This is a genomic window from Mesorhizobium sp. WSM4308 (genome assembly GCF_002294905.1).
In the GTDB taxonomy this organism is placed as follows: Bacteria; Pseudomonadota; Alphaproteobacteria; order Rhizobiales; family Rhizobiaceae; genus Mesorhizobium.
Map to the genome: position 1 here is coordinate 312,380 of NZ_NSFW01000003.1, position 25,499 is coordinate 337,878.

The window sequence follows — 25,499 nt, forward strand, 5'->3', positions numbered from 1 at the left end:
GTCAGAGCCCCGCCGTCTTGAGCGCCGCAGCCTTCCGGATGGCTGAGCGGATCTTGGGATAGGTGCCGCAGCGGCAGAGATTGCCACCCATGGCGTTGTCGATATCGGCGTCGCTCGGGTCGGCGACCTCGTCAAGCAGCGCCACCGCGCTCATGATCTGGCCGGCCTGGCAGTAGCCGCATTGCGCGACCTGTTCCTCCAGCCATGCCTGCTGCACAGGATGCAGCCTGTCCGCCGTGCCGATGCCTTCGATGGTGGTGACAGCGCCGTCGACCTGGCCGACCGGAAGCGAGCAGGAGCGCACCGGCTGACCATCGACATGCACGGTGCAGGCGCCGCATGCGGCAATGCCGCAGCCGAACTTCGGTCCTGTCTTGCCGATGAGATCGCGCAGCGCCCACAGCAGCGGCATGTCCGGATCGACGTCGATGTCGAATGACTGCCCGTCGACGGTGAGGCGCATGGGGATACCCTTTGTTGTCGTCCACGGCCCGAGGGCGAAGAGCCTTGGGTCGCGTTCCCTTCAAACAGATTGACAAATTACGTCATTTTGTCAATTGAGATTTTGCAGGATAGTGTTGCTCCATGAATCAGAACGAAGACATCGCCGCCGCCGACCCCAAACGCGTCCGTATCCTGGATGGCGCAATGAAGGTGTTTTTGGCCTATGGCTTCACCCGCACCACCATGGACGACATCGCCCGCGCCGCCGACATGTCCCGTCCGGCGCTTTATCTTCAGTTCAAGAACAAGACCGACATTTTCCGTGCCATCGCCATGATGGTGCTGTCGCGCTCGGTCGCGGCGGCAAAAATGGCTCTGGCCGGCGATGGTGTTTTCACCGAGCGCATCATGCGAGCCATCGACGAAGCTTTCATCTCGATGATGAGCGCCGTCGTTGCTTCGCCGCATGGCGCCGAATTGCTGGACATGAAATCGAGCCTCGGCGATCTGGTCGGCTGCTGGCGCGGCGCTCTTGTCGAACATATCGCCGCCGCTATTCATGGCGAGGCGGCCAGGAACGGCGTCGATCTGGCGGCCAGGGGCCTGTCGACGCAACTGCTTGCCGACATGCTGCTCGATGGGCTGGAAGGCATGAAAGCGCGGATCAGCGATCCTGAGGGGCAGCGGCAGGCGGCCGCCGCCCTGGTCAAGGTGATCGACCTGGCGCTGAAAGCCGGATGAAGCCGAGATGTGTCGGGGTTCCGCTCAGGCCCGGCGGCGCTCCGCCTCGGGGTTCTTGCGCGCTGCAAGAAATTCCTTGACCCGCCGGCCGGGTGCGGGGCCGCGCACCGGCTTGAAGCCGTCATCGAGTTCACCGGAGAGATCGAGCGTCGGCCGCTTGCCGACGGCATCGTAGTTTTCTTCCAGCCAGTCGCTGGCGGCGGTGCGGCCGAGATCGCGCAGATAGGTCAGGAAAGCCCATTCGGCATTGACCTTCGATGACGCCGACAGGTCCTTGAACGCCTCGTCGGCATCGATGCGGTGCATCCGGATGTCGCGATACTCGCCATGCGGCAGCCGGCCGGCGGCGATCAGTTCCTTGACGAAGGCGATCGAGCGGAATTCGCGCAGCAGCCCGGCATTGAAGGTGATTTCGTCGATGCGGTTCTGGATCTCGTTGGCGCTCCTGGGCGTTCCTTCGCGCACCACCGGATTGATCTGCACCAGCAGCACATCCTCGGTCGCCGCCGTCTTGAAGAACGGATAGAGCGCCGGGTTGCCGCCATAGCCGCCATCCCAATAGGGCACGCCCTTGATCTCGACGGCGCGGAACAGCTGCGGCAGGCAGGCCGAGGCCATCACCGTGTCAAGGTCGATCTCGCCATCGGAAAAGACCCGCAACTGCCCGGTCTCGACATTGGTGGCCGAGATGAACAGTTCCATCGACTTGCAGGCACGGACATTGCTGAAATCGATCTCCTGCGCCACCACGTCGCGCAGCGGATTGAGGCCGAGCGGATTAGCGACATAGGGCGAGAATACCCGTGACATGGTGTCGAAGAAGACATAGCCAGGCGTGTTCTCGATCGACCAATTGCCCCAGGCGACGTCCCACGGCATGCGCTGCACCGGGCTGAACCGGCCCTTTGCCGCCACCGCACGCCAGAAATCGTCGAGCTTCTTGCGCGCGCCCTCGACCCCGCCACGCACAAATCCGTCGGCCAGCGCCACCGCGTTCATGGCGCCGGCGCTGGTGCCGGAAACCGCCGATATCTCCAGCCTGCCGTCCTCCAGCAGCCGGTCGAGGACGCCCCAGGAAAAGGCGCCATGCGAGCCGCCACCCTGAAGCGCGATGTTGATCTTCTTGCTTTCCTCCGCCTTGCCGTTCTTCGTCATGGCGTTCCTGTCGTCCTTATGCGCCAACCTGCCCCTACGTCACGGAAGGAAGCAGCTATCGGCGGCCCATGTTGCAGTGCAGCATATAAGGACGGACCAAGGCAAGAACACGAACACGGTCGCGTGATCACATGAAATTTCCGCCATGAGAGAAAGGCCCCTCCGCTTGAAGCGGAGAGGCTGTGTCCTCAGGTCAGGGATGCCTAGGCGACCAAATCGGGCACCGGGCCGACATAACGCGATTGCGGACGGATCAGCCGTCCGGTCGTCTGCTGCTCGCGCGCATGCGCGATCCAGCCGGCAACGCGACCGGCGGCGAAGACATTGCTGAAGGCCTGTGGCGGGAAACCCGCCGCTTCGAGCACCAGCGCGGTGTAGAATTCGACATTGGTCTGCAGCGAGCGCTGCGGCTTGGCGATCCGCAACACCTCGAGCGCCGTCTTTTCGACCTCCTCGGCGAAAGCCAGCCGGCGGCCGGTCTCGCCCTCGCCGCCAAGCTGTCGCACGACCGCTTTCAGCACATCGGCGCGCGGATCGCGCACACGGTAGATGCGATGGCCGAACCCCATGATCCGCCTGCCATGCGCGATCTCGTTGCGCAGCCAGCCGGCCGCGTCGCCATGTGCCTCGATCGCGTCGAGCATCTCGATCACCGGGCCGGGCGCGCCGCCATGCAGCGGCCCCTTGAGCGCGCCGAGCCCGGCCAGCACCGACGAGGTCAGGCCGGCCAATGTCGAAGCAACGACGCGCGTGGCGAAGGTCGAGGCGTTGAGGCCGTGGTCGCAGACGGTCACCAGATAGGTGTCGAGCGCTTTTGCCAATGCCGGCGACGGAGCGGAACCCCTGAGCATGCGCAACATGTCGGCGGCATGGCCGGCCTTGCCATCCGGCGCCACTGGCTGCTCGCCGCGCTGCAGGCGCAGCAAGGCAGGCGTCAGCACGGCGGGCGCCGCGATCAGCCGCAGCGCGTCCGCCAATGTTTCGCCGTCTGGCAGCAGAGCCATGCCGGCGCGCATGGCACTGTAGATTTCGAGTGGTGCCAGCAACGACAGCGAAGGCAGGGTCCGCTCGAACACCTCGACACGCGCCTCGCCCAGTTGCGCCGCCAGTTCGGTATCGCCAGGCAGATCCTCGAAGAAGCCGTCGAGCAACAGCCGGACGACCTGCGGAAAGTTCCATCGTCCGGCCAGTTCCGCCAGCGAATGACCACGGATCGTCAGTCGGCCTCCCAGACCATCCACGTCGGACATCACGGTTTCGGCCGCCACCACATCATCGAGCCCATTCGCCATGACCTTGTCTCCTTGAAGCTTTTCCCGATCGCAGATAAGGCTGGTCAACCCAAGCATCAATCTTGATCAATAGAATCAATACCAGAGCCGAAAATGTCGGAATGGTTATCGCGGGAAGAGGCGTTGGACAGGCTGCGGGTAAGGCCGCAGACGCTCTATGCCTATGTCAGCCGCGGGCGCATCGGCATGCGTCCCGACCGCGCCGATCCACGCCGCAGCCAGTATCGCGCCGACGACATCGCGGCGCTGGCAACACGCCGGGCGCGCGGACGCAGCCCCTCGGCCATCGCCGAAAGCGCGATTGCCTGGGGCGAGCCGTCGATCGCAACGGCGATTTCGACCGTCTGGCACGGTCGCCTCATCTATCGGGGCCAGGACGCCGCCCTGCTGTCCGACCATGCCACGCTGGAAGAAACCGCCGCTGTGCTTTGGGCTCTGCCTGAACCGGTCCGCTTCGAAGCGCCGCTGCCGGATGCGCCACGCCACTCCGGCCGCGCCCCGGCCTTCGCGCAACTTGCCTTGCTGGCCGGCCAGGCTCGGCCTTCGCTTGGACGCAGCGCCGCCTCGCTATGTGCCGACGCCGCGCGCGCAATCGGCGTGCTGGCCGGCGCCCTCGGTGCCGAAGCGGGGCCGGATCCGGTGCACCGGCGATTGGCACGGGGCTGGTCGGTCGATGAGGGTGGCGCCGATGCGATCCGGCGCGCCCTTGTGCTGCTCGCCGATCACGAGCTGAATGCATCGACCTTCACGGCCCGCGTCGCGGCCTCCACCGGCGCCTCGCCGGCCGCTTGCCTGCTGGCGGGCCTGGCAACACTCTCCGGTCCGCGCCATGGCGGTGCCGGCGAAGCGGTGATGCAGCTTGCTGAAGATGCGGCGCGGCACGGCGCCGACGCCGCGGTCCGGCGCTGGCTCGGCCACGACCGGCCGCTGCCTGGCTTCGGCCACCAACTCTATCCCGAGGGGGATCCCCGGGCCACGGCGCTCCTGGCAGCCATCGGCAACACCGATGAGACCTTGCGGTTGCTGGAGATCGCCGCCATCGCAGCGACCGGCGCCCAGCCGAATATCGATTTTGCCCTGGCCGTGCTGACGCGCGGCCTCGGGCTGCCGCCCGATGCGCCGTTCCATCTGTTCGCGCTCGGGCGCAGCGTCGGCTGGGCAGCCCATATGGTCGAACAGATCATGGGCGGCAGCATCATCAGGCCACGCGGCCGCTATGAAGGGCTGTTGCCCTGACAGCGTTTTGCCTGATGCGGTTTCGACCCGGGCTCAACTTTGTCAGCCGTCAAGCGGAGTTGGTCCCGAACCGCGCCCGGTACGCAGCGGGCGTCGTGGCGAATTGCCGGCGGAAATGATGCCGCAGCGTCGCCGCCGCGCCAAAGCCGGCGGTCTCGGCAATCCGCTCGATCGGCATGCTCGTGTCTTCCAGCAAAGTGCGCGCCCGCGAAAGCCGCTCCGAAAGCAGCCAGCGCGCCGGTGTGACACCGGTCGCGGCCGCGAACCGGCGCAAAAATGTCCGCTCGCTCATCCCGGCAAGACTGGCCAGGGTGGCAACGGGGTAGTCGGCGGAAATATCCGCGCGCATTCTGTCAATCAACGGTCCAAGCCGGCCGCGTTCGTGCGGCTCGGGAACCGAACTTTCGACATATTGCGCCTGGCCGCCGTCGCGATGCGGCGGCACGACCAGGCGGCGTGCCACCATATTGGCCGCCTTGGTGCCGAAGTCGCGCCGCACCAGATGCAGGCAAAGGTCGATGCCCGCAGCACTGCCGGCCGATGTCAGCACGTTTCCCTCATCGATGTACAAAACGTCAGGGACCACGGTGATGTCGGGATACATCTCCCTCAGCCTGTCGCTGTAGCGCCAATGCGTGGTTGCCTTCTTGCCTGACAGCAGGCCGGCCGCGGCCAGCACGAAGACTCCCGAGCAGATGGACAGGATGCGTGCGCCCCGCTCGCTGGCCTTGCGAAGCGCCTCGATCAGCAATGGCGGCACCGGACAGTCCACACCGCGCCATCCCGGCACGATCACCGTGCCGGCCTCACCGATCAGATCGGGTCCGCCATCGGCGACGATGCGCACGCCGCCCATCGCACGCATTTCGCCCGCATCGATGCCGGCGACGGCAAAACGGTACCAATCCGCGCCCATCTCGGGTCTGGGCAAGGCGAACATCTCGGCCGCCACGCCAAACTCGAACGTGCACAGCCCGTCATAGGCGACGGCAACGACCAGTGGGTTGGCAGGAGGCATGTTTGGCATGATCTTGACGATATATGGCAAAGCTGCCAGCTGCAATCGCCAGGCCCGGTGCGCTACCTCAACTCCATCAGCGATGGAGACAAGCTCCATCCGAAAACGATGGAGGCCAGCTCCATCGGCGATGGAGATCCTTGATGAGCTATGTGACAGACGTTCCAGCGGCCTCGCCGGAGATTGCGCGCGACCATTTCCTGCGCCGGCTTTCGGTCGAGACCGACTGTTCGGACGTTGCCGCGGCAATGCGCGGCGGAGAGCCGGACTTCGTGCTTTTGCACGTGGTCGGTTCGCCTGATGCCTATGAGCGCCGCCATGTGCCGGGCGCACTGCACCTGCCGCACCGCGAAATATCGGCCGAGCGGATGGCAGAGTGGCCGGCAGGCACGCTGTTCGTGGTCTATTGCGCCGGGCCGCATTGCAATGGCGCGGACCGGGCGGCCTTCAAACTGGCCAGCCTCGGGCTGCCGGTCAAGATCATGATCGGCGGCATTTCAGGCTGGCAGGACGAAGAGCTTCCTTTCGCCTCGGGCAGGGAACCTGGTGTTCTGCGGTCATGATCCTAACTCGAAGCCTGGCGCGACTGATATCGTCCGTCCATTCGAGCGGCGAATGTCGGCGCCTGCGAAACGTGGGAATTGCGGCGCCCCGACGATCGATGGGCAACGCACAGCCGGATCTGGCCTAAGCCTTGCCGGCTTGCCGGCTCACGACATCGTGTCGAGCTTGCGCTGCATGGCCGCGATCTGGTCCTTCAGCTGCTGCAGATCGTCTGATTTCTCCGGCGGTGCGTCCTTCCTGACCGGTTCGGCGGGGGCCGCGGCCGGGGCCGAGCCCGCGGGCGGGAAAGGCGTGAATAGCCGCATCGCGTTCTGGAACATTTCCATATTGCGGCGGGTCTGCTCTTCCAGCGCCTTGATCGGCGTGGCCATCTTCATCACATCGAGCGGCGACTTGCCGATGGCGCCCTTCATCTGCTCGCGAAAGCGCTCCTGCTCCTTGGAGAAGGCGATCATCGACTGTTCAAGGAAGCTCGGCACTATCATCTGCATCTGGTCGCCGTAGAAGGCGATCAGCTGGCGCAGGAACGGGATCGGCAGCATGTTCTGCCCATCCTTGTTCTCCAGCTCGAAAATGATCTGGGTCAGCACCGGATGCGTGATGTCGTCGCCGGTCTTGGCGTCCTGGACGGTGAACTCCTCGCCCTTCTTGACCATGTCGGCCAGATCCTCGAGCGTCACATAGGTGCTCGTCCCCGTATTATAGAGGCGGCGATTGGCGTATTTCTTGATAATGATCGGGTCGTCTTTTGCGGCCATCTGCATCCTCCCCGGACACCGGCACGCCTGAGTAAGCAGCCGGTAACGATTGCGCCCTTTTTGAGGATATGCGCAAAAGCCTCATAATTCCAAGCAGTTTGTGCAGTGCGGGATCATATAATGCTGCATAGCAGGCGAAATATGCTGCGCAGCAGCGGCCAGTCCGCCGGCGCGGCGGCGCGCGACCTGCTTGGCGTGCATGGGCGCCATGCCGATTTCCGGTTTGACTTGGGTCATGGAAAGGGCAAGAAAAGTTGCCAACAATGCCTGAAAACACGACAGCTCGAAGTCTGGAGAAGAAAATGTCCTCTGCCAATTCCATCGTTGTCGCCAGTGCCACGCGCACGGCCGTCGGCTCCTTCAACGGTGCTTTCGCGGCGACGCCGGCGCATGAACTCGGTGCTGTCGTCATCAAGGAGCTTTTGTCGCGCGCGGGTGTCGAGGCAGCCGAGGTCGACGAGGTCATCCTCGGCCAGGTGCTGACCGCGGCCCAGGGCCAGAACCCGGCCCGCCAGGCCTCGATCATTGCCGGCCTGCCCAAGGAGACCACTGCCTGGGGCCTCAACCAGGTTTGCGGCTCGGGCCTGCGCGCCATCGCGCTCGGCATGCAGCAGATCGCCACCGGCGACGCCAAGGTGATCGTTGCCGGCGGACAGGAATCGATGTCGCTGTCGCCGCACGCCGAGCACCTGCGCGCCGGCGTCAAGATGGGCGACTACAAGATGATCGACACCATGATCAAGGACGGCCTGTGGGACGCCTTCAACGGCTACCACATGGGCAACACCGCCGAAAACGTCGCCCGCCAGTTCCAGATCACCCGGGACGATCAGGACCAGTTCGCGCTGGCCTCGCAGAATAAGGCCGAGGCCGCCCAGAAGGCCGGCAAATTCAAGGACGAAATCGTCGCCTTCACCATCAAGGGCAAGAAGGGCGACACCATTGTCGACCAGGACGAATACATCCGCCACGGCGCCACGCTTGACGCTATGACCAAGCTGAAGCCGGCCTTCGACAAGGACGGCACGGTGACCGCCGCCAACGCCTCCGGCATCAATGACGGAGCGGCCGGCGCGCTGCTGATGAGCGAAGCGGAGGCCGCAAGGCGCGGCATCACCCCGCTGGCGCGCATCGCGTCCTGGGCAACCGCCGGCGTCGATCCGGCGATCATGGGCACCGGCCCGATCCCCGCCTCGCGCAAGGCTTTGGAGAAGGCCGGCTGGTCGGTCGGCGATCTCGACCTTGTTGAGGCCAACGAGGCATTTGCCGCGCAGGCCTGCGCCGTCAACAAGGGCATGGGCTGGGATCCCTCGATCGTCAACGTCAATGGCGGCGCCATCGCCATCGGCCATCCGATCGGCGCCTCGGGCGCCCGCGTCTTCAACACGCTGGTCCACGAGATGCGCCGCCGCGGCGCCAGGAAGGGCCTCGCGACGCTGTGCATCGGCGGCGGCATGGGCGTCGCCATGTGCGTTGAAGCGCTCTGAGAAAACGATGACCGGGCGGCGCGAGCCGCCCGTTCAATATCGAGTGCCTGCCAAGCCCGAAAACAGGGCGATATCAAAAAGGGGAAATGCATGACCAAGGTTGCAATCGTCACGGGCGGATCGCGCGGCATCGGCGCGGCGATCTCGATCGCTTTGAAGACCGCAGGCTATTCGGTTGCCGCGAACTACGCCGGCAACGACGAAGCGGCGGCGAAATTCAAGGCCGAGACCGGCATTCCGGTCTACAAATGGTCGGTCGCCGAGTATGACGCTTGCGCCGCCGGCATCAAACAGGTCGAGGCCGACCTCGGCCCGGTCTCGGTGCTGGTCAACAACGCCGGCATCACCCGCGATGCCATGTTCCACAAGATCACCCGCGACCAGTGGAAAGAAGTCATCGACACCAACCTGTCGGGTGTTTTCAACATGACGCATCCGCTGTGGAACGGGATGCGCGAGCGCAAGTTCGGCCGCGTCATCACCATCTCCTCGATCAACGGCCAGAAGGGCCAGGCCGGCCAGGTCAATTATTCCGCCGCCAAGGCCGGCGACATCGGCTTCTCGAAGGCGCTCGCTCAAGAGGGTGCTCGCGCGGGCATCACCGTCAACGTCATCTGCCCCGGCTACATCGCCACCGAAATGGTCAAGGCCATCGACGAGAAGGTGCTCAACGAGCGCATCCTGCCGCAGATCCCTGTCGGCCGCCTCGGCGAGCCGGAAGAGATCGCGCGCTGCGTCGTCTTCCTCGCCTCGCAGGATGCCGGCTTCATCACCGGCTCGACCATCACCGCCAATGGCGGCCAGTACTTCGCCTGAGACGTCTGACGGCGGCTCACATCCCGCGACGAACGGACCGGGAAACCGGTCCGTTTTCAATGGAGGCCTGGAGCCCTGGACGCCCCGCTGCGGCGCAATGCCCCAATCCGGCACGCAAAGGTTAATGGCGGCAGCGCCGCCTGTGCGAACCCTGTGGGCAAGCCTGTGAATCCTCGGTGGATAAGCTGTTCACAACACAAGATATTGACGGAACAAAACGGGAAAATGTCGCCGGCGCTGATTTGTCGCCGATTCGTTCCGGCTTTGGGCGGAAGTTAACGTTAATGCCCGGGTTTCAGCCGTGTTTCATTAACGACAAATTCAGAAAGATTAACAATTTCATAATGTTGAGCGACAGCCATCGAGATGCTTCGTTCATTTGCCGGCAAAAGTTAAGGACAAGGCCCGCCAGCATAAAACGGGCCAGTTCGATGATTCAGCATGTGGTGAGACTCGGGCTCACAAAATCCATATGTAGCCGTGAACAAAAGCTGAATCTGAGCGAGTCGCCGATTCGTCGCCGATTCGTTCCAGACTCGTTCCATCAGTTAAGCTGCAGCCAATTTAGCGCCAGACAGAGTTGCATTCGAGCCGCCGGTGGAACATTCCGCTTTCGCTTCGCGCCCGAAATCCCTATGTGTCGCCTGTCATACGCGCCAGTTGAGGCACGCTCCCGACAACCAGAGGCCAGAAAGCCTTATTTCCAGGTCGATGAACATCCAGCCGAAACACACTGAGCCGCTGATCCTGTCGGGCCGCGACGTGACCGCCGTGCTTGGGCCGACCAACACCGGCAAGACCCATCTCGCCATCGAGCGCATGGTGGCGCACGAAACCGGCGTCATCGGCCTGCCGCTCAGGCTGCTGGCCCGCGAAGTCTACACACGCGTCTGCGAAAAGGTCGGCGCACACAAGGTCGCGCTGATCACCGGCGAGGAGAAGATCCAGCCGCCCGGCGCGAAATATTCGGTCTGCACCGTCGAGGCCATGCCGCGCGAGACGGACGCCGCCTTCGTCGCCATCGACGAGGTGCAGCTCGCCGGCGACCTCGAGCGCGGCCACATCTTCACCGACCGCATCCTGCATTTGCGCGGCCGCCAGGAGACGCTGCTGCTGGGTGCCGCCACCATGCACGGCATCCTGCAGCGCCTGCTGAAGGGCGTCTCGGTGGTGACGCGGCCGCGGCTGTCGCATCTGGCCTATGCCGGTTCGAAGAAACTGACCCGCTTGCCGCGCCGTACTGCGATCGTCGCCTTTTCCGCCGACGAGGTCTACGCCATCGCCGAGCTGATCCGCCGCCAGCAGGGCGGTGCCGCCGTCGTGCTCGGCGCGCTATCGCCGCGCACTCGCAACGCCCAGGTGGCGCTGTTCCAGTCCGGCGATGTCGACTATCTCGTCGCCACCGACGCCATCGGCATGGGTCTCAATCTCGATCTCGACCATGTCGCCTTCGCCCAGAACCGTAAATTCGACGGCTACCAGTACCGCAACTTGACGGCGGCCGAGCTTGGCCAGATCGCCGGCCGCGCCGGCCGGCATCTGCGCGACGGCACGTTCGGCGTCACTGGCCAGGTCGACCCGCTCGACGAAGAGCTGGTCAAGAAGATCGAGGGCCACGACTTCGATCCGGTGAAGGTGCTGCAGTGGCGCACCGCGCATTTCGACTTCGGCAGCCTCGATACGCTCAAGCGCTCGATCGAGACCAACGCCCCGGTCGAGGGCTTGACGCGCGCCCTGCCGGCGGTCGACGCACAGGCGCTCGAATATCTCTCCCGCGACGATGACATCCGCGCGCTCGCCACCGATGCAAAGCGCGTCGCGCTGCTGTGGGAAGCCTGCGCACTGCCCGACTACAGGAAGATCGCGCCTGCCCAGCACGCCGACCTGATCGCCTCCATCTACATGGACCTTGCCCGTCATGGCCATGTCGACGAGAACTACATGGCCGAGCAGGTGCGCCGCGCCGACACCACCGAGGGCGACATCGACACGCTGTCGCACCGTATTGCCCAGATCCGCACCTGGACATTCGTGTCGAACCGGCCCGGCTGGCTGGCCGATCAGGCACACTGGCAGGAAAAGACGCGCGAAATCGAAGACAGATTGTCGGATGCGCTGCATGAGCGGTTGACGAAACGCTTCGTAGACCGCAGGACTTCCGTCCTCATGCGGCGCCTTAGAGAAAATACCATGCCTGAAGCCGAAATCAGTCCTACCGGAACCGTCCTTGTCGAAGGCCACCATGTCGGCGAGTTGCAAGGGTTCCGCTTCACCGCCGACCAGACCGCCGGCGGCGAAGACGCCAAGGCCGTGCGCACGGCCGCGCAAAAGGCGCTGGCCGCCGAGTTCGAGGCGCGCGCCGAACGCTTCGGCGCCTGCGCCAATGGCGACCTGGCGCTTGGCTCGGACGGCACGCTGCGCTGGATCGGCGCGCCGATCGGCACGCTGGTTTCCGGCGAAGACGCGCTGAAGCCGCGCCTCGTGCTGCTGGCCGACGAACAGCTGACCGGTCCGGCACGCGACAAGGTCGCCGCGCGCGCCGAACGCTTCGTCAACTTCCAGATCGAAACGCTGCTGAAGCCACTGGTCGACCTGAAGAACGCCGAGCAGATTTCCGGCATCGGCCGAGGCATCGCTTTCCAGCTGGTCGAGAATTTCGGCCTCATCAACCGCCGCGATATCGCCGAGGAGATGAAGTCGCTCGACCAGGAGGGTCGCGCGGCCCTTCGCCGGCTCGGTGTGCGCTTCGGCGCCTACCATGTCTTCGTGCCGGCACTGATCAAGCCGGCCCCCGCCGGGCTGGTGACCTTGCTGTGGGCGCTGAAGAACGACGGCAAGGACAAGCCTGGTTTCGGCGACGTCGTCCACGCGCTGGCGTCCGGCCGCACCTCCGTGGTCATCGATCCTGCCTTCGACAAGGCTTTCTACAAGCTGGCCGGCTATCGCAATCTCGGCCGCCGCGCCGTGCGCGTCGACATATTGGAGCGGCTGGCGGACCTCATCCGTCCGGCAACCAACTGGAAGCCCGGCCTCGGCCAGCGCCCGGACGGCGCCTATGACGGCCATTCCTTCATGGTGACGCCGCCGATGATGTCGATCCTCGGTGCCACCGCCGACGACATGGAAGAGATCCTCAAGGGCCTCGGCTACCGCGCCGAGCCGAAGCCGGCGGCGGAGGTCAAAGCACGGCTCGAGGCGCAGGACACCGCCGCGCGGGAAGCTGCCGCCGCGAAACTTGCGGCGGAAGAAGCCGCGCGCGCCGAGCAGGCCAAGGCAGCCGAAGCCGCCGCTACGGCCGCGGCCGCGGAGGCGGCGGTCGAGGGTTCGGAGCCGGCAGCCGCCGAGGCCGCCGTCGAAGCGCCGGCCGAGGTCGTCGCGGAAACGAGGGCAGAGCCTGCCGCGGAAGAAGCTCCGGCAGAAGCCGCGCAAGAAGTTCCGCTCGTGGCGGAAGCCGTTGCTGACGTTGCTGTCGCCGAAAGCGATAGCGCCCTTACCTCCCCCTCGATGGGGGGGGTCGCGGCGCGAAGCGACGCGGGTGGGGGTGACAGCGCCGACGATGCACGTGGTGGCGATGAAGCCAACGATTCAGGCAGTGCCGACGGCACCGCCGCTCCCCCCACCCCGGCGCCGCGCGCCGACCCTCCCCACGAAGGGGAGGGTGAGACCAGCGAGCCCATCGCCGAAGCCGAAGTGCCCAAGCCGATCCTGCTGTGGCGCCAGGGCCGTTTCGAACAGCGCCCCCGCCATCACGAAGGCCGCAACAACCGCCAGCGCAACGGACAAGCGCGCGGCCGTGGCAATGCGCCGGCCGAGGCCGTCGCTGCTCAAACCACCGGCGCGCCCGGCGAACGTCCCGCTCATGAGGGGCGTCGCGATGGCGCCGGCAAGCCGCGCTTCGACCGTTCGAAGTTCAAGCCCAAACCACAGGGTGAAGGCGAACAGCGCCGTGACGGCCGCCCGCAGGGCGAGCGTCGCGAAGGCCGACCCGACTGGAAGGGTGGCCGGCCCGAGGGCAAGGGCGGTCCCGATCGCGGCAAGGGGGGCGCAAAGCCTGCTTTCCAGCCGAAGCCGCGCGAGGAACGTCCGATGCGCTTCGATCCGGATTCGCCGTTCGCCAAGCTCGCCGCCTTGCGCGACCAGTTGAAGAAGTAGGCTCGGTAGGGTCCGATGGTTGCCGAAGGCCGCCAGCGCATCGACAAATGGCTGTTCTTCTCGCGCGCGGTGAAATCGCGCTCGCTCGCGGCGAAGCTCGTCGTCGCCGGGCGCGTGCGCATCAATCGCGACAAAGCAGCGCAGGCCTCCGATCTGGTCAAGCCGGGCGATGTGCTGACCATCACGCTCGACCGGCGCATTTTCGTCTGGAAGGTGCTTGGCGCTGGTGTCCGGCGCGGCCCCGCGGAGGAAGCCCGCACCCTCTATGAGGATATGTCGCCGCCGCCGACACCGAAGGGCGAGGCGCTTCCCGACGCCATGCCGGCGCTGCGCGAGGCCGGCAGCGGCCGCCCGACCAAGAGAGAGCGCCGCCAGACCGACCGCCTGCTTGGCGAAGATTGAAGCTGGCCGGCCAGATCGCGGGCCGCGATCCCGGGGCAATGGCGGACGCAGGGCAGAACGGAACCCGGCAAACAAGATGCTCCCGGGACATCAGCCGCCCTTGCCGCGCCTGCCGCCTGGAATTCCATTCCGCAAACGCCGGGGCGGCCGCGCATGGCAACCCTTGCAAGCGAGAGGCAAAGGCGTTACCTCACGGAAAAAGCCCAAGAAACTGGCCCATTAAGCTGGGACGTCCCGGAGCCGACCGATGACCTATGTCGTGACCGACAATTGCATCAAGTGCAAATATATGGACTGCATCGAGGTCTGTCCGGTCGACTGTTTCTATGAAGGCGAGAACATGCTCGTCATCCATCCCGACGAGTGCATCGACTGCGGCGTCTGCGAGCCCGAATGCCCGGCCGACGCGATCAAGCCCGACACCGAGCCAGGTCTCGACAAATGGCTGCAGATCAACACCGAATATGCCGAGAAATGGCCCAACATCACCGCCAAGAAGGAGCCGCCGGCAGACGCCAAGACCTTCGACGGCGAGGCCGGCAAGTTCGAGAAATACTTCTCCGCCGAGCCCGGCGAAGGCGATTGACAATGCGGCCGTAAAGGCTTGTATGACGCAGGGTAACAGGCAGATCGGATTAACCGCCTTGACAGGCGGCGATTGGTTGTGGCCTTCGCTTACGCAGCAAAACCTTGATTCTTCCGACTTTTTGTGCTACATCAGCGAAACATGCCGGTGACACAACGTCGATTTATGGCGCAGACGCCCCAAATCACTGAAAGGTGAAAATCCCAGTCCGGACCAGAGCGATCTGGGGTCAGGCGGTCGCAGTTCGTGCGGTTTGCCGGTCCCGACCTTTCCGGTGGGTTCATCTGTTGTGCGGCTAACGATCGGGTTCTCCGGTCGCACGAGTTCAGCCGGCACCGCCGCCGGCCCATAACAAGGAGTTCAGGGCGTAATGGCAACGATCACCCCGCAGAAGAAGTCCACTGGTGCGCGTCACGGTTTCAAGACCGGCGAGTACATCGTCTATCCGGCGCATGGCGTTGGCCAGATCGTGTCGATCGACGAGCAGGAAGTGGCCGGCCATAAGCTGGAACTGTTCGTCATCGACTTCCAAAAGGACAAGATGCGCCTGAAGGTGCCGGTCGCCAAGGCGACCTCCATTGGCATGCGCAAGCTGTCGGAAGAGGATTATGTCGAGCGCGCGTTGAAGGTCGTGCAGGGCCGCGCCCGCGTCAAGCGCACCATGTGGTCGCGCCGCGCCCAGGAATATGATGCCAAGATCAATTCTGGCGACCTGATCTCCATCTCGGAAGTCGTGCGCGACCTCTACCGCGCCGACAACCAGCCGGAGCAGTCCTATTCCGAGCGTCAGCTTTACGAGGCGGCACTCGACCGCATGGCCCGCGAGATCGCGGCCGTCAACCGCATGTCGGAAACCGAAGCCGTGCGCCTGATCGAGGTCAACCTCAATAAGGGCCCTAAGCGCGGCGCCAAGGCCGACAATGAGGAAGCCGAGCAGGAAGAAGCTGCCTGAGATCTTGTGCCTTTAAGTTCACGAAAAACCCGGCCTCGCGCCGGGTTTTTTGTTTCTCGGACAAGGCAGGGGTCGGGGCTACACCTGACCGCCGCCTTCCTTCTCGGCCTCCTGCTTCAGCGTCGCGATGAAGCGCTTGGTCCGTTCGCGCTCCGGATTGCCGAACAATGTGGCCGACGGCCCCTGCTCGACGATAACGCCCGCATCGAGGAACACCGCTTCCTGGGCGATCTTGGAGGCAAGCCGCAGGTCGTGCGTCGCCATCACCATGGTCGTGCCTTCGCTGGCGAGCTTGCCGAGCACGTCGACCACCTCTTGCGCCAGTTCCGGATCGAGCGCCGAAGTCGGCTCGTCGCACAGCAGCACCTTCGGCGACGGCGCCAAGGCGCGGGCGATCGCCACGCGCTGCTGCTGGCCGCCTGACAGCGTCGCTGGCCACGCATCGGCCTTGTGCGCCATCCCGACCTTTTCCAGCAAGGCCAGCGCCCGCTCACGCGCCTCCCCGGGCGACCATTTCAGCACGGTCACCAGTCCCTCCATGACGTTCTCGATGGCGGTGCGGTGCGGGAACAGCTGGAAATTCTGGAACACCATGCCGGTCTGCAGGCGCAGCCGCCTGATATCGGCGGCCGGCACCTTGATGCCCGGGCGAAACTCGAGCGTCTCGTCGCCGATGCGCACCGTGCCCGAAGTCGGGATCTCCAGGAGGTTGATGCAGCGCAACAGCGTGCTCTTCCCCCCGCCCGAAGGGCCGACCAGTGCCGTGACACTGCCTTCGGCGATCGCGACCGTCACGCCCTTGAGCACCAGATTGTCGCCGAAGCGCTTTTCGATATTGGTGAGGCCGATCATGCGCGCGCCTCCAGGAAGCCGCCATAGCGGTTGAGCCGTTCCTCCAGCCGCGTCTGCAGGGCCGACAGCACGGAACTCATCGCCAGATAGAGGATCGCCGCCTCGACATAGAGGATCAGCGGCTCATAGGTGGTGGCGACGATGCGCTGCGCCGCCTGGAACATCTCGGGCACGGTGATGGCGGCGGCCAGCGAGGTGTCCTTGACCAGCGAGATGAAGGTGTTGGAGAGCGGCGGCACCGCGACGCGGCCGGCTTGCGGCAGTATGGTGCGCCGCATCGCCTGGCTCCAGGTCATGCCGATCGAATAGGCGGCTTCCCACTGGCCCTTCGGCACGGAGCCGATGGCCGCGCGGATGATTTCCGACGTGTAGGCGCCGATATTCAGCGTGAAGCCGATCAGCGCTGCGGTAAAAGCATCGAGCAGGATGCCGACCGACGGCAGGCCGTAGAAGATCAGGAACAGCTGCACCAGCAGCGGCGTGCCGCGGAAGATCCAGACATAGAAGCGCACGAGCATGACCAGCGGCTTCGGCCCGAACAGTCGGCCGAGGGCTGCCCCGAGGCCAACGGTCAGGCCCAGCACGAAGGACAAGAGCGTCAGCGGCACGGTGAAAATCAGGGCGGCCCAGAGCAGCGAAGGCAGCGACTCCAGCATCAGTTGCAGCCAGTGCGGCACGAAAGACCCTCCAGAATGGTCGAGATGGCTTCATTGAAGCGCGAATGCGTCAGCCATATCTAGACAAAAGCGGCGAGTCGTCAAAGACGGCCCGCCGCTGGTGCATTACAGGGGCGACAACTCGCCCTCACTCGAAATTACTTCGAGACGTCCTGGCCGAAATAGGTGTCGGCGATCTTCTTGTAGGTGCCGTCGGCCTTGATATCGGCCAGCGCCTTGTTGATGGCGGCAACCAGTTCCGGATCGCCCTTGCGCACGATGACGCCGGAATAGTCGGCGTTTTCCTCTTGCGCGGCGATCTTCACATTGGCGTCGGGCTTGTGCTTCTTGAAGTCGAGGAACGACAGGCTGTCATTGATGGTGGCGTCGGCGCGGCCGGTCAAAAGCAGCTGGATAGACTGGTCGAAGCCGTCGGTGCCGACCAGTTCGGCGCCGTTCGCCTCGGCCAGCTTGCCGAAGTTCGAAGTCAGCGACTGCGCCGACTTCTTGCCCTTGAGATCGGCGAAAGTCTTGATGTCGGGGTTGTCGCCGCGCACGATCAGCACCGCCTTGGAGGCGATGTAGGGATCGGAGAAATCATACTTGGCCTTGCGGGCGTCGGTGATGCCGACCTCGTTGATGACGGCGTCGTAGCGCTTGACGTCGAGACCGGCGATCAGCCCGTCCCATTTGCCCTCGAGGAACTCGACCTTGACGCCGAGCTTGTCGGCGAGCGCCTTGGCGATCTCGACGTCGAAGCCGACCAGCGCGCCGGACGCGTCATGGTAGGTGAAGGGCGCGTAGGTGCCTTCCGTGCCGACCTTGATGACGCCGACCTGCTTGATCTGATCGAGATTGGCGCCGGCATGGCCTGATGTGGCCGCCAGGGCCTGCAGTGTTCCGGCGACGATAAGCGATTTGAGCCATTTCATATTTTTGTGATCCCGTCCTGGCCTGATGTCTGGCCTGCTGTGAGGGTTGGAAAATGACAGATGCGAGCCGAAAGAATAAGGAACCTGATTTCAAAAACAAAGAAATCCTGAAACCAAATTCTCCAAATACGAGTCCGTGCAGCGACTGAACGTCCCCGGAGACCGCGTCGAAATCGCCCGGACAGCATCACTCGCCCGCCCGCGCCAGCGGAACCTTTCTCGCGCATGGCAGTTTTGGCTGTTCTAGGGCGCGACGCCGCGATTTCAACCGGTGCCCTGCCAAGTTCGTAACATCGGGTATATCGCCTGAGCAGGGAGCGCCTCATGATGGAAGATACGGCAGGACGGATCATGGTCCGCGCGGCGATGAAGGCTCCCTATCTCGAACGCGACGAGGAACATCGGTTGGCCTTGCTCTGGAAGCAAGACAACGACCAGAACGCCCTGCACAGCATCACCGTGGCCCATATGCGGCTGGTCATTTCCATGGCCTCGAAATTCCGCCATTACGGCCTGCCGCTCGGCGACCTGATCCAGGAAGGCCATGTTGGCCTGCTCGAGGCCGCCGCCCGCTTCGAGCCCGAGCGCGAGGTGCGGTTTTCCACCTATGCGACGTGGTGGATCCGGGCCTCGATGCAGGACTACATCCTGCGCAACTGGTCGATCGTGCGCGGCGGCACCAGTTCCGCGCAGAAAGCCCTGTTCTTCAACCTGCGCCGCCTGCGCGCCCGGCTGGCGAACGGCGCCGAGCCGCTTTCCAACACGACGCTCTACCGCGAAGTGTCGGTTGCGCTTGGCGTCTCCGAGGCTGACGTGGCGATGATGGATTCACGGCTGTCGGCGCCCGACTCCTCACTCAACATGCCGCTTGCCGACGATGCGGGCGCGACCGAGCGGATGGACTTCCTGGTTTCCGACGATCCGCTGCCCGACGAGATCGTCGGCGACAAGATCGATGTCGCGCGCCGTTCGCTTTGGCTGCGGGAGGCGCTTCACGCGCTGAACGCCCGTGAACTCAGGATCATCGAGGAACGCCGGCTGAACGACGAGGGCGCCACGCTCGAGGCGCTCGGCGAGACGCTCGGTATTTCCAAGGAACGCGTCCGCCAGATCGAGGCCCGCGCCATGGAAAAGCTCAAAGTGGCGCTGGTGAAGCAGAACCCGGAATTTCTGGCGACAGCCGCCTGATTCCGCGCAGCGGGATCCTATTTGTCGGTGACGATCTTGACCTTGTCGCCGGCCGAAACCGCGGCCCCCGGCGACAGCGCGTTGAGCACGCGGAACAGATCGAGCTTGCGGTCGACGCCGACCATCTGCGCGGCGAGCGATCCCATGGTCTGCCCCGGCTGCACGGTGAGCACGCGGATGTGCAGCGGCTTCAGAGCCGCTTTTTCGGCGGCACTCAGGATGCGGAACGACCCGCTGACCGAACGCGCCACCGCCTCCAGCGAGGTGCTGGCCGAGGGCGCCGCGGTCAGCAACCGGTAGACCTGGCCGCCGGCACGGATCACCGCGATGTCGAACTGCCAGCCTTCAGCACTGGCATGCGCGGTCGCGGCCTCGTTGCCGTTGATGGTTTCCTGCTTGACGCTGCTGTCATCGAGACCGGCCACCCAGCCGCTTCTGATGTAGTCGGTCAGGGCGCGGTTCTTGTCGATCGAAACCCCGTCGAAGCGGATCGCAATGTCGCCCGGCCCGGTCGCCGTCACCGCCGCCGCCGAATTGTCGATGATGAAACCGTCCGGCACCGTGAACGACACGCCGAGACCCGGATGCAGGAAGGTCTCGCCACGCACATAGCCTTCTTCCGGCGTGTCGCCATAGAGCAGGCCGTCTATGCCGGCGAGGAAGGAATCGCGGTCGCGGGTGCCGACGCCGGGCGCGCCGAACTGGCGGGCATGGCGCTGCGCCAGGTCGATGCGCTGCGGCGTGTTGGGGTGCGTCGCCAGGAAGTCGAGGCTGGCGTCGGTGGCGCCGCTGATCGAACGGAAATCGGTATAGGCCGACATCGACTGCAGGAAGCGGCCGGCGGCATAGGGGTCGTAGCCGGCTTCGCCGATCGACTTGATGCCGATGGCGTCGGCCTCGAGCTCCTGGTTGCGCGAGAACTGCGCCAGCCGGAGCTTGCCGCGGATCAAGGCAGCCTTGGCGGTCGGGCTGTCGCCGAGCACATCGGAAACCACTTTGGTCGCCAGGCCTTCCTCGGCCTCCAGCTGCTGACGCTGCAGGCCGTGATTGGCGGTGACGTGGCCCATCTCATGCGCGATGACGGCGGCGAGTTCGGACGAATCATTGGCCAGCGCCAGCAGACCGCGCGTGATGTAGAGATAGCCGCCCGGCAGCGCGAAGGCGTTGACGTTGGGCGAATTGAGGATGGTGATGCGGTAGGTCTGGGTCGGGTTCGCCGACACAACGGTCAGATTGCCGACGACCTTGGCGACCATGCGCTCGAGCTTGGGATCGGAATATTCGCCGCCATAGGTCGCCAGGATGCGCGGATGCTGCGCCTTGGCCAGTTCGGCGAGCTTGTTGTTGGCACTGACATTGTCGACCGTGATCGGCTTGTCGGACGGCTGGAAGCCGGATTCCTGGACTTCCGGAGGCGTGAACATCTGGCAGCTTGCGAGCGTCACGGCAAAGCCGGCCAGCGCCAGAAAGCGCGCTAGCGGGTTCATTCGTAGCTTGTCGACGCCGATCGCCAGAGCGGCTTCCTTTCAGGTCCCGGCGCATGACCAAGAAAATCGGGAGCGATCTTCGGAACCTGTCATGCGCAAATACAAATTTCTACGGCACCCGATGCGCGTCCCCTGGGGCGCGCGGCGGATGCAGTAGGCAAATCACGGCCTGTGCCGGACCAGTAGGGCGGACCTAGCCACACTACTTCTGCCATGGCAAGCAAGCGCCCCTTCGCCTGATACCGGTTTGACCGTAAATTATGTCCGCTTCCGGGCAATATCTCGTGATACGGCATTGCCGGCACCTGCACCGATATAGCGCCGGAACGCCTCCGGACCAGCCCCGGCAAAGAAATCGTCCGCGCTGCCGGTGGCGGCAACGGCGCCATCGTCCAGAAACACCACATTCTGGCCGATGCGGCGGGCGTCCTGTGGCTGGTGCGTGACGAACAGCACCGTCATGCAGCGCTCCGCATGCACACCGGCAACCAGGTCGAGCATATCGTCACGCAAGGCGGGCCCGAGCGAAGCGAAGGGCTCGTCGAGCAGCAGCACCGGGCGATCGCGCACCAGCACGCGCGCCAGGGCGACCCGCTGGCGCTCGCCGCCGGAGAGTTCGCGCGGCAGCCGCTTGTCCTTGCCGCCAAGGCCTGTGCGTTCCAATGCCTCGGCAATGGCGGTTCGATCGGCTTCGGTCAGCCGCAGCGATGGCGAGCGGCCGAGCCCGACATTCTGCTCGACGGAGAGATGCGCAAAAAGGTTGTTTTCCTGAAACACCATCGACACCGGCCGCGCAGCCGGAGGATCGGCGCCGACATCGACACCGCCGATCAGCACACGGCCTGACCGCGGCGTCTCGAAGCCGGCGACGAGGTTGAGCAGGGTCGACTTGCCCGAACCGCTCGGCCCCATGATGGCGGTGATTTCCGCCGCCGCGAAGGCGACATCGAAGGTGAGCGGCACCTCGCCATAGCTGAACGAGACCTTGTCCAGCCGCACCGGAACACCCTTCCCTCTCATCGCCCCGTCAGACATTGCAGACCTTGTCTCGTCCCAGCCAGTCCGCCGCCAGCACCAGGGCGAGGCAAACGAGGCCAAGCAACAGCGCCAGGCCGGCGGCGTCCTCGGTGCGGTAGCTGCCCATGCGCGCCAGGAGAAGGTAAGGCAAGGTCTGCACGGAATCACTGCCGAACAGTGCGATGACGCCGAGATCGCCGAGCGACAGCGCCATGGCGAAGGCGAAGGCGGTGGCGAGCGGCCGCCGCAATGACGGCCAGTCGACCAGCCGCAGCCTCGCCCACCCGGAAATGCCGAGCTGCGCGCAGAGCCGTTCGTGGCGCTCGCTCGCCGCGTCATAGGCGGGACGGACGGCCCGCAGCGCGAAAGGCATAGCCATGACCGCGTTGACGGTGACGACCATGACCGGGGCGATGGCAAAGACATCGCCGGCATGGCGCAGCAGGAGGAACCAGCCGGCTCCGATGACGATCGGCGGCACGACCAGCACAAAACCGGCGCCGGTATCCGTGGCATGTTCGAGCAGTGTTCGTGGACCGGCGCGGCGGTTCAACGCGAGTGCCCGCCGCGCCATGGTCAGCGCCAGCGACAGCATCACCGAAAGCAGCGCCGACAGGAAAGCCAGCACCGCACTGGTCAGCGTCGCCTGCCGGACTGTGGCCTCGCCGGCGAGCCGGCCGAGATCGGCGCCCAAGCCTGCCGAGACGGTCGCGGCCATCGGTCCGACAACGAACAGCAGCGCCAGCACGATGAGCACGGCGTTGAGTGACGCCTCCGTCGTATTGACGGAGAGATAACGGCGCGCCGCCACCGGCAGGTTGGTGTCGCCGACGACATTGGCGCCAAGCCGCGTCAATGCCAGCACCATGACAAAGGTCAGCGCGATCTGCAGCAAGGTCAGGGCGACCGCCCGCGCCGGGTCGAAATCGAAGCGCAGTGCCTGGTAGATGCCGACCTCCAGCGTCGTCGCGGCCGGGCCGCCGCCGAGCGTCAGCACGATGGTGAAGGAGGTGATGCAGAGCATGAAGACCAGCCCGGCGACACCCGGCAGAGCGGCGCGCAGCGTCGGCCATTCGATCAGCCGGAAGGCCGGCCGCGCCGCCATGCCGAGCTGGCTTGCCAGCCGCCACTGGTCGGCGGGAATGGTCTGCAGCGCCTCGAGGAATAGCCGGGTCGCCAACGGCAGGTTGAAGAAGACGTGGGCCACGAGAATGCCGGACAAGCCATAGATGCCTGGCCAACCCTGGCCGCCGACGGCGCTGAACAGCCCGGCGAAATAGCCGGCACGGCCGTACAGCGCCAGTATGCCAAGCGCCGCGACGATCGCCGGCAGCGCCAGAGGCACGGCGAAGAGCTGCAGGATGAAGGCGCGGCCGAAGAAACGCGGATGCCGCGACAGGGCGCGCGCCACCACCAGCGCCGGGATAACCGAAAGCAGGGTCGAGAGGGTGGCCTGCCAGAGCGTGAAGCGCACAACGCGCAGCAGATAGGGATCGAAGGCCACCCAGGCTCCCGAGAAATCGTGAGCGCCTTCGACAAGCAGCCCGGCAAACGCGCCGCCGATCAGCAGCGTGATCGCGCCGAGCGCAATGATGCCAGCGCTGGCGCGGGGATCAGCGCGTTGCACGATCGACCGCCAGTCTCCGCATAGCGACACTTATAGAAGGTTGCGTTCCTTGGCGCCCCCCTCTGTCCTGCCGGACATCTCCCCCACAAGGGGGGAGATTGGCTGTTTCAGCGCCTCGCTCATACCTATAGCGTCGGCGATTGGCGAAATCACCGATAGCATTCGATCTCCCCCCTTGTGGGGGAGATGTCCGGCAGGACAGGGGGGGGCGCCGTAGAGCACTCATCTTTCGATCATATGGCCAAACTATTTGCTCATCACCGCCAGCCATTCATCCACCCAGGCCTTGCGGTTGGCGGCAACCTCCTCGGGGCTGAACAGCAGGGTCTTGGCCGGCTTGACCAGTTTGTCGAAGGCCGGGTTGAGCGGTTTGTCGGTCTTGCCTGCCGGGAACATCCAGTTGGTCTCGGGAATGGCATCCTGGAATTTCGGCCCGGTCATGAAGGCGATGAATTTTGCAGCCAGCGGGTTCTTGGCTCCGGTCGTGGTGATGCCCGCGACTTCGATCTGCAGATATTCGCCTTCCTCGAAGGAAGCGGCCTGGTAGCGCTGCGTGTTCTCGGCGACCATGTGATAGGCCGGCGAGGTCGTGTAGGACAGCACCATCGGCGCCTCGCCCTTGGTGAACAGGCCATAGGCCTCGCTCCAGCCCGGCGTCACGGTCAGCACCTTCGTCTTGAGCTTGGCCCAGGCTTCCGGCGCCTTGTCGCCATAGACCGACTTCACCCACAACAGCAGGCCGAGACCCGGCGTCGAGGTGCGCGGATCCTGGATGACGATCTTGTCGTCGGCGCTGCCTTCGACCAGTTCCTTCAGGCTCTTCGGCGGCGTTTTCAGTTTTTCGGTGTCATAGACGACGGCGAAGTAGCCGTAGTCGAAGGGAACAAAAGTATCGTCGCTCCAGCCACCCGGCACGTTGATATCGGAGACCGCGCCATGCGGGGCAAACAACCCGCTGGCCTTGGCATCGGCGGTGAGATTGGTGTCGAGGCCGAGCACGATATCGGCCTTGGTCGACGCGCCTTCGAGCTTGACGCGGTTGAGCAGGGCCACACCATCGGCGACCGAGACGAACTCGACGTCGCAGCCGCATTCGGCCTCGAATTCCTTCTTCACCACCGGGCCTGGACCCCAGTCGGCGGTGAAGCTCTCATAGGTGTAGACGGTGAGCTTGTCCTTGGCCAAGGCCGGCCCGGACAGCGCCACGACCATGGTCGAGACAAGAGCGTATAAAAGCGTGCGCATCGGCGCCTCCTTCGTTCGAATTGAAAGGAATTGAGGCGTCGGACTATCCGAAACGTCTAATCCCTCCGCCGGTACAAACCGGATCAGGTTCAGCGGGTTGGCGAGACTGCCTCTCAGCCGGTCCGCGAAGATCGCGTCCGGCACCCCGTTAGAGCGTTTTGACACATAGGCCGGGCCGGGGAACCGCGCAAGTGGCAGTTTGCCGGCCTTCCGTTTCCGCTGCCGGGCTGGTACAGGCCACCGGATATGAGCACATTCACCATTCTGCTTGGCGGCGATCTCATCCGCACGCCCCGGCTCGACCGCCAGGTCGAAGGCTCGCGCGTCATCGCCGCCGACGCCGGCATCGGCCATGCGCGGCTTCTGGGTCTTGTGCCTGAATTGTGGGTGGGCGATTTCGATTCCGTGCCGGCCGACCTGCCTGACGATCTCGCCGCCGTGCCGCGCCGGACCTTTCCGGCGGAGAAGGACAAGACCGACGGCGAACTGGCCATCGCGGCCGCACTCGAGCGCGGCGCGACCAGCCTGGTGCTGGCGGGCGCGTTCGGCGGCAAGCGCGCCGACCACGCTTTCCTGCATCTGGCGCTCGCCCTGCGCCTGGCCGAGGCCGGAACGGAGGTGCTGTTGACCAGCGGCGCCCAGGAAGGCGTACCCTTGGCGTTGGGAACGGCCGGCTTCGACTATGCCGACGGCACGCTGTTTTCGATCCTCGGCTTTTCCGAGCTTGTCGGCCTGACCGTCACGGGCGCCAAATGGCCGCTCGACCAGGTCGAAGTGGCCTTCGGTTCGTCGCTGACCATCTCCAACGAGGTCAAGGGCCGCCTCGACATCGCGCTCGGCCACGGCCGCGCGCTGCTGCTCGCTCATCCCTATCCACTACCTGAAAGCTGAC

At 64.8% G+C, this 25,499-nt stretch carries 23 protein-coding genes and 1 riboswitch; of the genes, 11 read left to right on the forward strand and 12 right to left on the reverse strand.

The window, feature by feature from the left end; all coding sequences use genetic code 11:
• Window position 1 precedes the first annotated feature (1 nt).
• Window positions 2-463 carry a (2Fe-2S)-binding protein gene (locus CK227_RS07355; RefSeq protein WP_095772087.1) on the reverse strand — a complete coding sequence of 154 codons (462 nt, stop codon included), beginning with the start codon at window positions 461-463 and terminating at the stop codon, window positions 2-4.
• Window positions 464-585: 122 nt separating this feature from the next.
• Here CK227_RS07355 and CK227_RS07360 point away from each other — a divergent pair, with 122 nt between their 5' ends.
• A complete protein-coding gene (locus tag CK227_RS07360) occupies window positions 586-1,185 on the forward strand; it encodes a TetR/AcrR family transcriptional regulator (protein ID WP_095772086.1) in 600 nt (199 codons plus the stop codon).
• Between the two features lie 24 nt (window positions 1,186-1,209).
• Here CK227_RS07360 and CK227_RS07365 read toward each other — a convergent pair whose 3' ends face one another.
• Window positions 1,210-2,340 carry a patatin-like phospholipase family protein gene (locus CK227_RS07365; RefSeq protein WP_095772085.1) on the reverse strand — a complete coding sequence of 377 codons (1,131 nt, stop codon included), beginning with the start codon at window positions 2,338-2,340 and terminating at the stop codon, window positions 1,210-1,212.
• A gap of 203 nt (window positions 2,341-2,543) precedes the next feature.
• Complete coding sequence (locus tag CK227_RS07370) at window positions 2,544-3,632, reverse strand: citrate synthase/methylcitrate synthase (RefSeq protein WP_095772337.1); 1,089 nt, start codon at window positions 3,630-3,632, stop codon at window positions 2,544-2,546.
• A 93-nt stretch (window positions 3,633-3,725) separates the two neighbouring features.
• Between CK227_RS07370 and CK227_RS07375 the strand changes: the two genes are divergently transcribed.
• Window positions 3,726-4,868 carry a citrate synthase gene (locus CK227_RS07375; RefSeq protein ID WP_095772084.1) on the forward strand — a complete coding sequence of 381 codons (1,143 nt, stop codon included), beginning with the start codon at window positions 3,726-3,728 and terminating at the stop codon, window positions 4,866-4,868.
• 49 nt (window positions 4,869-4,917) lie between these two features.
• Here CK227_RS07375 and ftrA read toward each other — a convergent pair whose 3' ends face one another.
• Window positions 4,918-5,895, reverse strand: a complete 978-nt coding sequence (gene ftrA / locus CK227_RS07380; RefSeq protein ID WP_095772336.1) for a transcriptional regulator FtrA — start codon at window positions 5,893-5,895, stop codon at window positions 4,918-4,920.
• Between the two features lie 134 nt (window positions 5,896-6,029).
• Between ftrA and CK227_RS07385 the strand changes: the two genes are divergently transcribed.
• Entirely contained in the window at window positions 6,030-6,449 is a 420-nt protein-coding gene (locus CK227_RS07385) for a rhodanese-like domain-containing protein (RefSeq protein ID WP_095772083.1), read from the forward strand.
• 147 nt (window positions 6,450-6,596) lie between these two features.
• Here the strand turns inward: CK227_RS07385 and phaR are convergent, their stop codons facing one another.
• Complete coding sequence (gene phaR / locus CK227_RS07390; protein ID WP_095772082.1) at window positions 6,597-7,208, reverse strand: polyhydroxyalkanoate synthesis repressor PhaR; 612 nt, start codon at window positions 7,206-7,208, stop codon at window positions 6,597-6,599.
• Window positions 7,209-7,510: 302 nt separating this feature from the next.
• Here phaR and CK227_RS07400 point away from each other — a divergent pair, with 302 nt between their 5' ends.
• From CK227_RS07400 to CK227_RS07425, 6 genes are all read left to right on the forward strand, one after another.
• Window positions 7,511-8,695: an acetyl-CoA C-acetyltransferase gene (locus CK227_RS07400; protein ID WP_095772081.1), complete on the forward strand. Its 1,185-nt coding sequence runs from the start codon at window positions 7,511-7,513 to the stop codon at window positions 8,693-8,695.
• A gap of 90 nt (window positions 8,696-8,785) precedes the next feature.
• A complete protein-coding gene (phbB, locus tag CK227_RS07405; RefSeq protein ID WP_095772080.1) occupies window positions 8,786-9,511 on the forward strand; it encodes an acetoacetyl-CoA reductase in 726 nt (241 codons plus the stop codon).
• Between the two features lie 711 nt (window positions 9,512-10,222).
• Entirely contained in the window at window positions 10,223-13,663 is a 3,441-nt protein-coding gene (locus tag CK227_RS07410; RefSeq protein ID WP_095772079.1) for a helicase-related protein, read from the forward strand.
• A 15-nt stretch (window positions 13,664-13,678) separates the two neighbouring features.
• A complete protein-coding gene (locus CK227_RS07415; protein ID WP_095772078.1) occupies window positions 13,679-14,065 on the forward strand; it encodes an RNA-binding S4 domain-containing protein in 387 nt (128 codons plus the stop codon).
• A 247-nt stretch (window positions 14,066-14,312) separates the two neighbouring features.
• On the forward strand, window positions 14,313-14,651 hold the full coding sequence (gene fdxA, locus CK227_RS07420) for a ferredoxin FdxA (RefSeq protein ID WP_008873823.1): 339 nt from the start codon (window positions 14,313-14,315) through the stop codon (window positions 14,649-14,651).
• A gap of 370 nt (window positions 14,652-15,021) precedes the next feature.
• Window positions 15,022-15,603 carry a CarD family transcriptional regulator gene (locus tag CK227_RS07425; protein WP_010911999.1) on the forward strand — a complete coding sequence of 194 codons (582 nt, stop codon included), beginning with the start codon at window positions 15,022-15,024 and terminating at the stop codon, window positions 15,601-15,603.
• A gap of 78 nt (window positions 15,604-15,681) precedes the next feature.
• On the opposite strand, the gene CK227_RS07430 is transcribed toward CK227_RS07425, so the two are convergent.
• The 3 genes from CK227_RS07430 to CK227_RS07440 all read right to left on the reverse strand — a co-directional run bounded on the left by CK227_RS07430 (window position 15,682) and on the right by CK227_RS07440 (window position 18,043).
• The gene (locus CK227_RS07430) at window positions 15,682-16,455 is read right to left on the reverse strand and encodes an amino acid ABC transporter ATP-binding protein (RefSeq protein ID WP_095772077.1); all 774 of its coding nucleotides are present in this window, start codon (window positions 16,453-16,455) and stop codon (window positions 15,682-15,684) included.
• Complete coding sequence (locus CK227_RS07435) at window positions 16,452-17,132, reverse strand: amino acid ABC transporter permease (protein WP_095772076.1); 681 nt, start codon at window positions 17,130-17,132, stop codon at window positions 16,452-16,454. The genes CK227_RS07430 and CK227_RS07435 overlap by 4 nt, the downstream gene beginning before the upstream one ends.
• Window positions 17,133-17,269: 137 nt before the next feature.
• Window positions 17,270-18,043 carry an amino acid ABC transporter substrate-binding protein gene (locus CK227_RS07440; RefSeq protein ID WP_095772075.1) on the reverse strand — a complete coding sequence of 258 codons (774 nt, stop codon included), beginning with the start codon at window positions 18,041-18,043 and terminating at the stop codon, window positions 17,270-17,272.
• Window positions 18,044-18,367: 324 nt separating this feature from the next.
• On the opposite strand from CK227_RS07440, the gene CK227_RS07445 reads away from it, so the two are divergent.
• Window positions 18,368-19,231, forward strand: a complete 864-nt coding sequence (locus CK227_RS07445) for an RNA polymerase factor sigma-32 (RefSeq protein WP_095772074.1) — start codon at window positions 18,368-18,370, stop codon at window positions 19,229-19,231.
• A 17-nt stretch (window positions 19,232-19,248) separates the two neighbouring features.
• Here the strand turns inward: CK227_RS07445 and CK227_RS07450 are convergent, their stop codons facing one another.
• From CK227_RS07450 to thiB, 4 genes are all read right to left on the reverse strand, one after another.
• Window positions 19,249-20,718 carry a M48 family metalloprotease gene (locus CK227_RS07450; protein ID WP_095772073.1) on the reverse strand — a complete coding sequence of 490 codons (1,470 nt, stop codon included), beginning with the start codon at window positions 20,716-20,718 and terminating at the stop codon, window positions 19,249-19,251.
• 258 nt (window positions 20,719-20,976) lie between these two features.
• A complete protein-coding gene (gene thiQ, locus CK227_RS07455; RefSeq protein ID WP_095772072.1) occupies window positions 20,977-21,753 on the reverse strand; it encodes a thiamine ABC transporter ATP-binding protein in 777 nt (258 codons plus the stop codon).
• Window positions 21,746-23,362, reverse strand: coding sequence for a thiamine/thiamine pyrophosphate ABC transporter permease (gene thiP, locus CK227_RS07460; RefSeq protein WP_179296391.1), 1,617 nt, complete (start codon window positions 23,360-23,362; stop codon window positions 21,746-21,748). Before thiP ends, thiQ begins: the two co-directional genes overlap by 8 nt.
• 246 nt (window positions 23,363-23,608) lie before the next feature.
• Complete coding sequence (gene thiB, locus CK227_RS07465) at window positions 23,609-24,607, reverse strand: thiamine ABC transporter substrate binding subunit (RefSeq protein WP_095772071.1); 999 nt, start codon at window positions 24,605-24,607, stop codon at window positions 23,609-23,611.
• A gap of 43 nt (window positions 24,608-24,650) precedes the next feature.
• A riboswitch (TPP riboswitch) is annotated at window positions 24,651-24,765 on the reverse strand.
• A gap of 88 nt (window positions 24,766-24,853) precedes the next feature.
• On the opposite strand from thiB, the gene CK227_RS07470 reads away from it, so the two are divergent.
• Complete coding sequence (locus CK227_RS07470) at window positions 24,854-25,498, forward strand: thiamine diphosphokinase (protein WP_095772070.1); 645 nt, start codon at window positions 24,854-24,856, stop codon at window positions 25,496-25,498.
• The last annotated feature ends 1 nt before the right edge of the window (window position 25,499 follow it).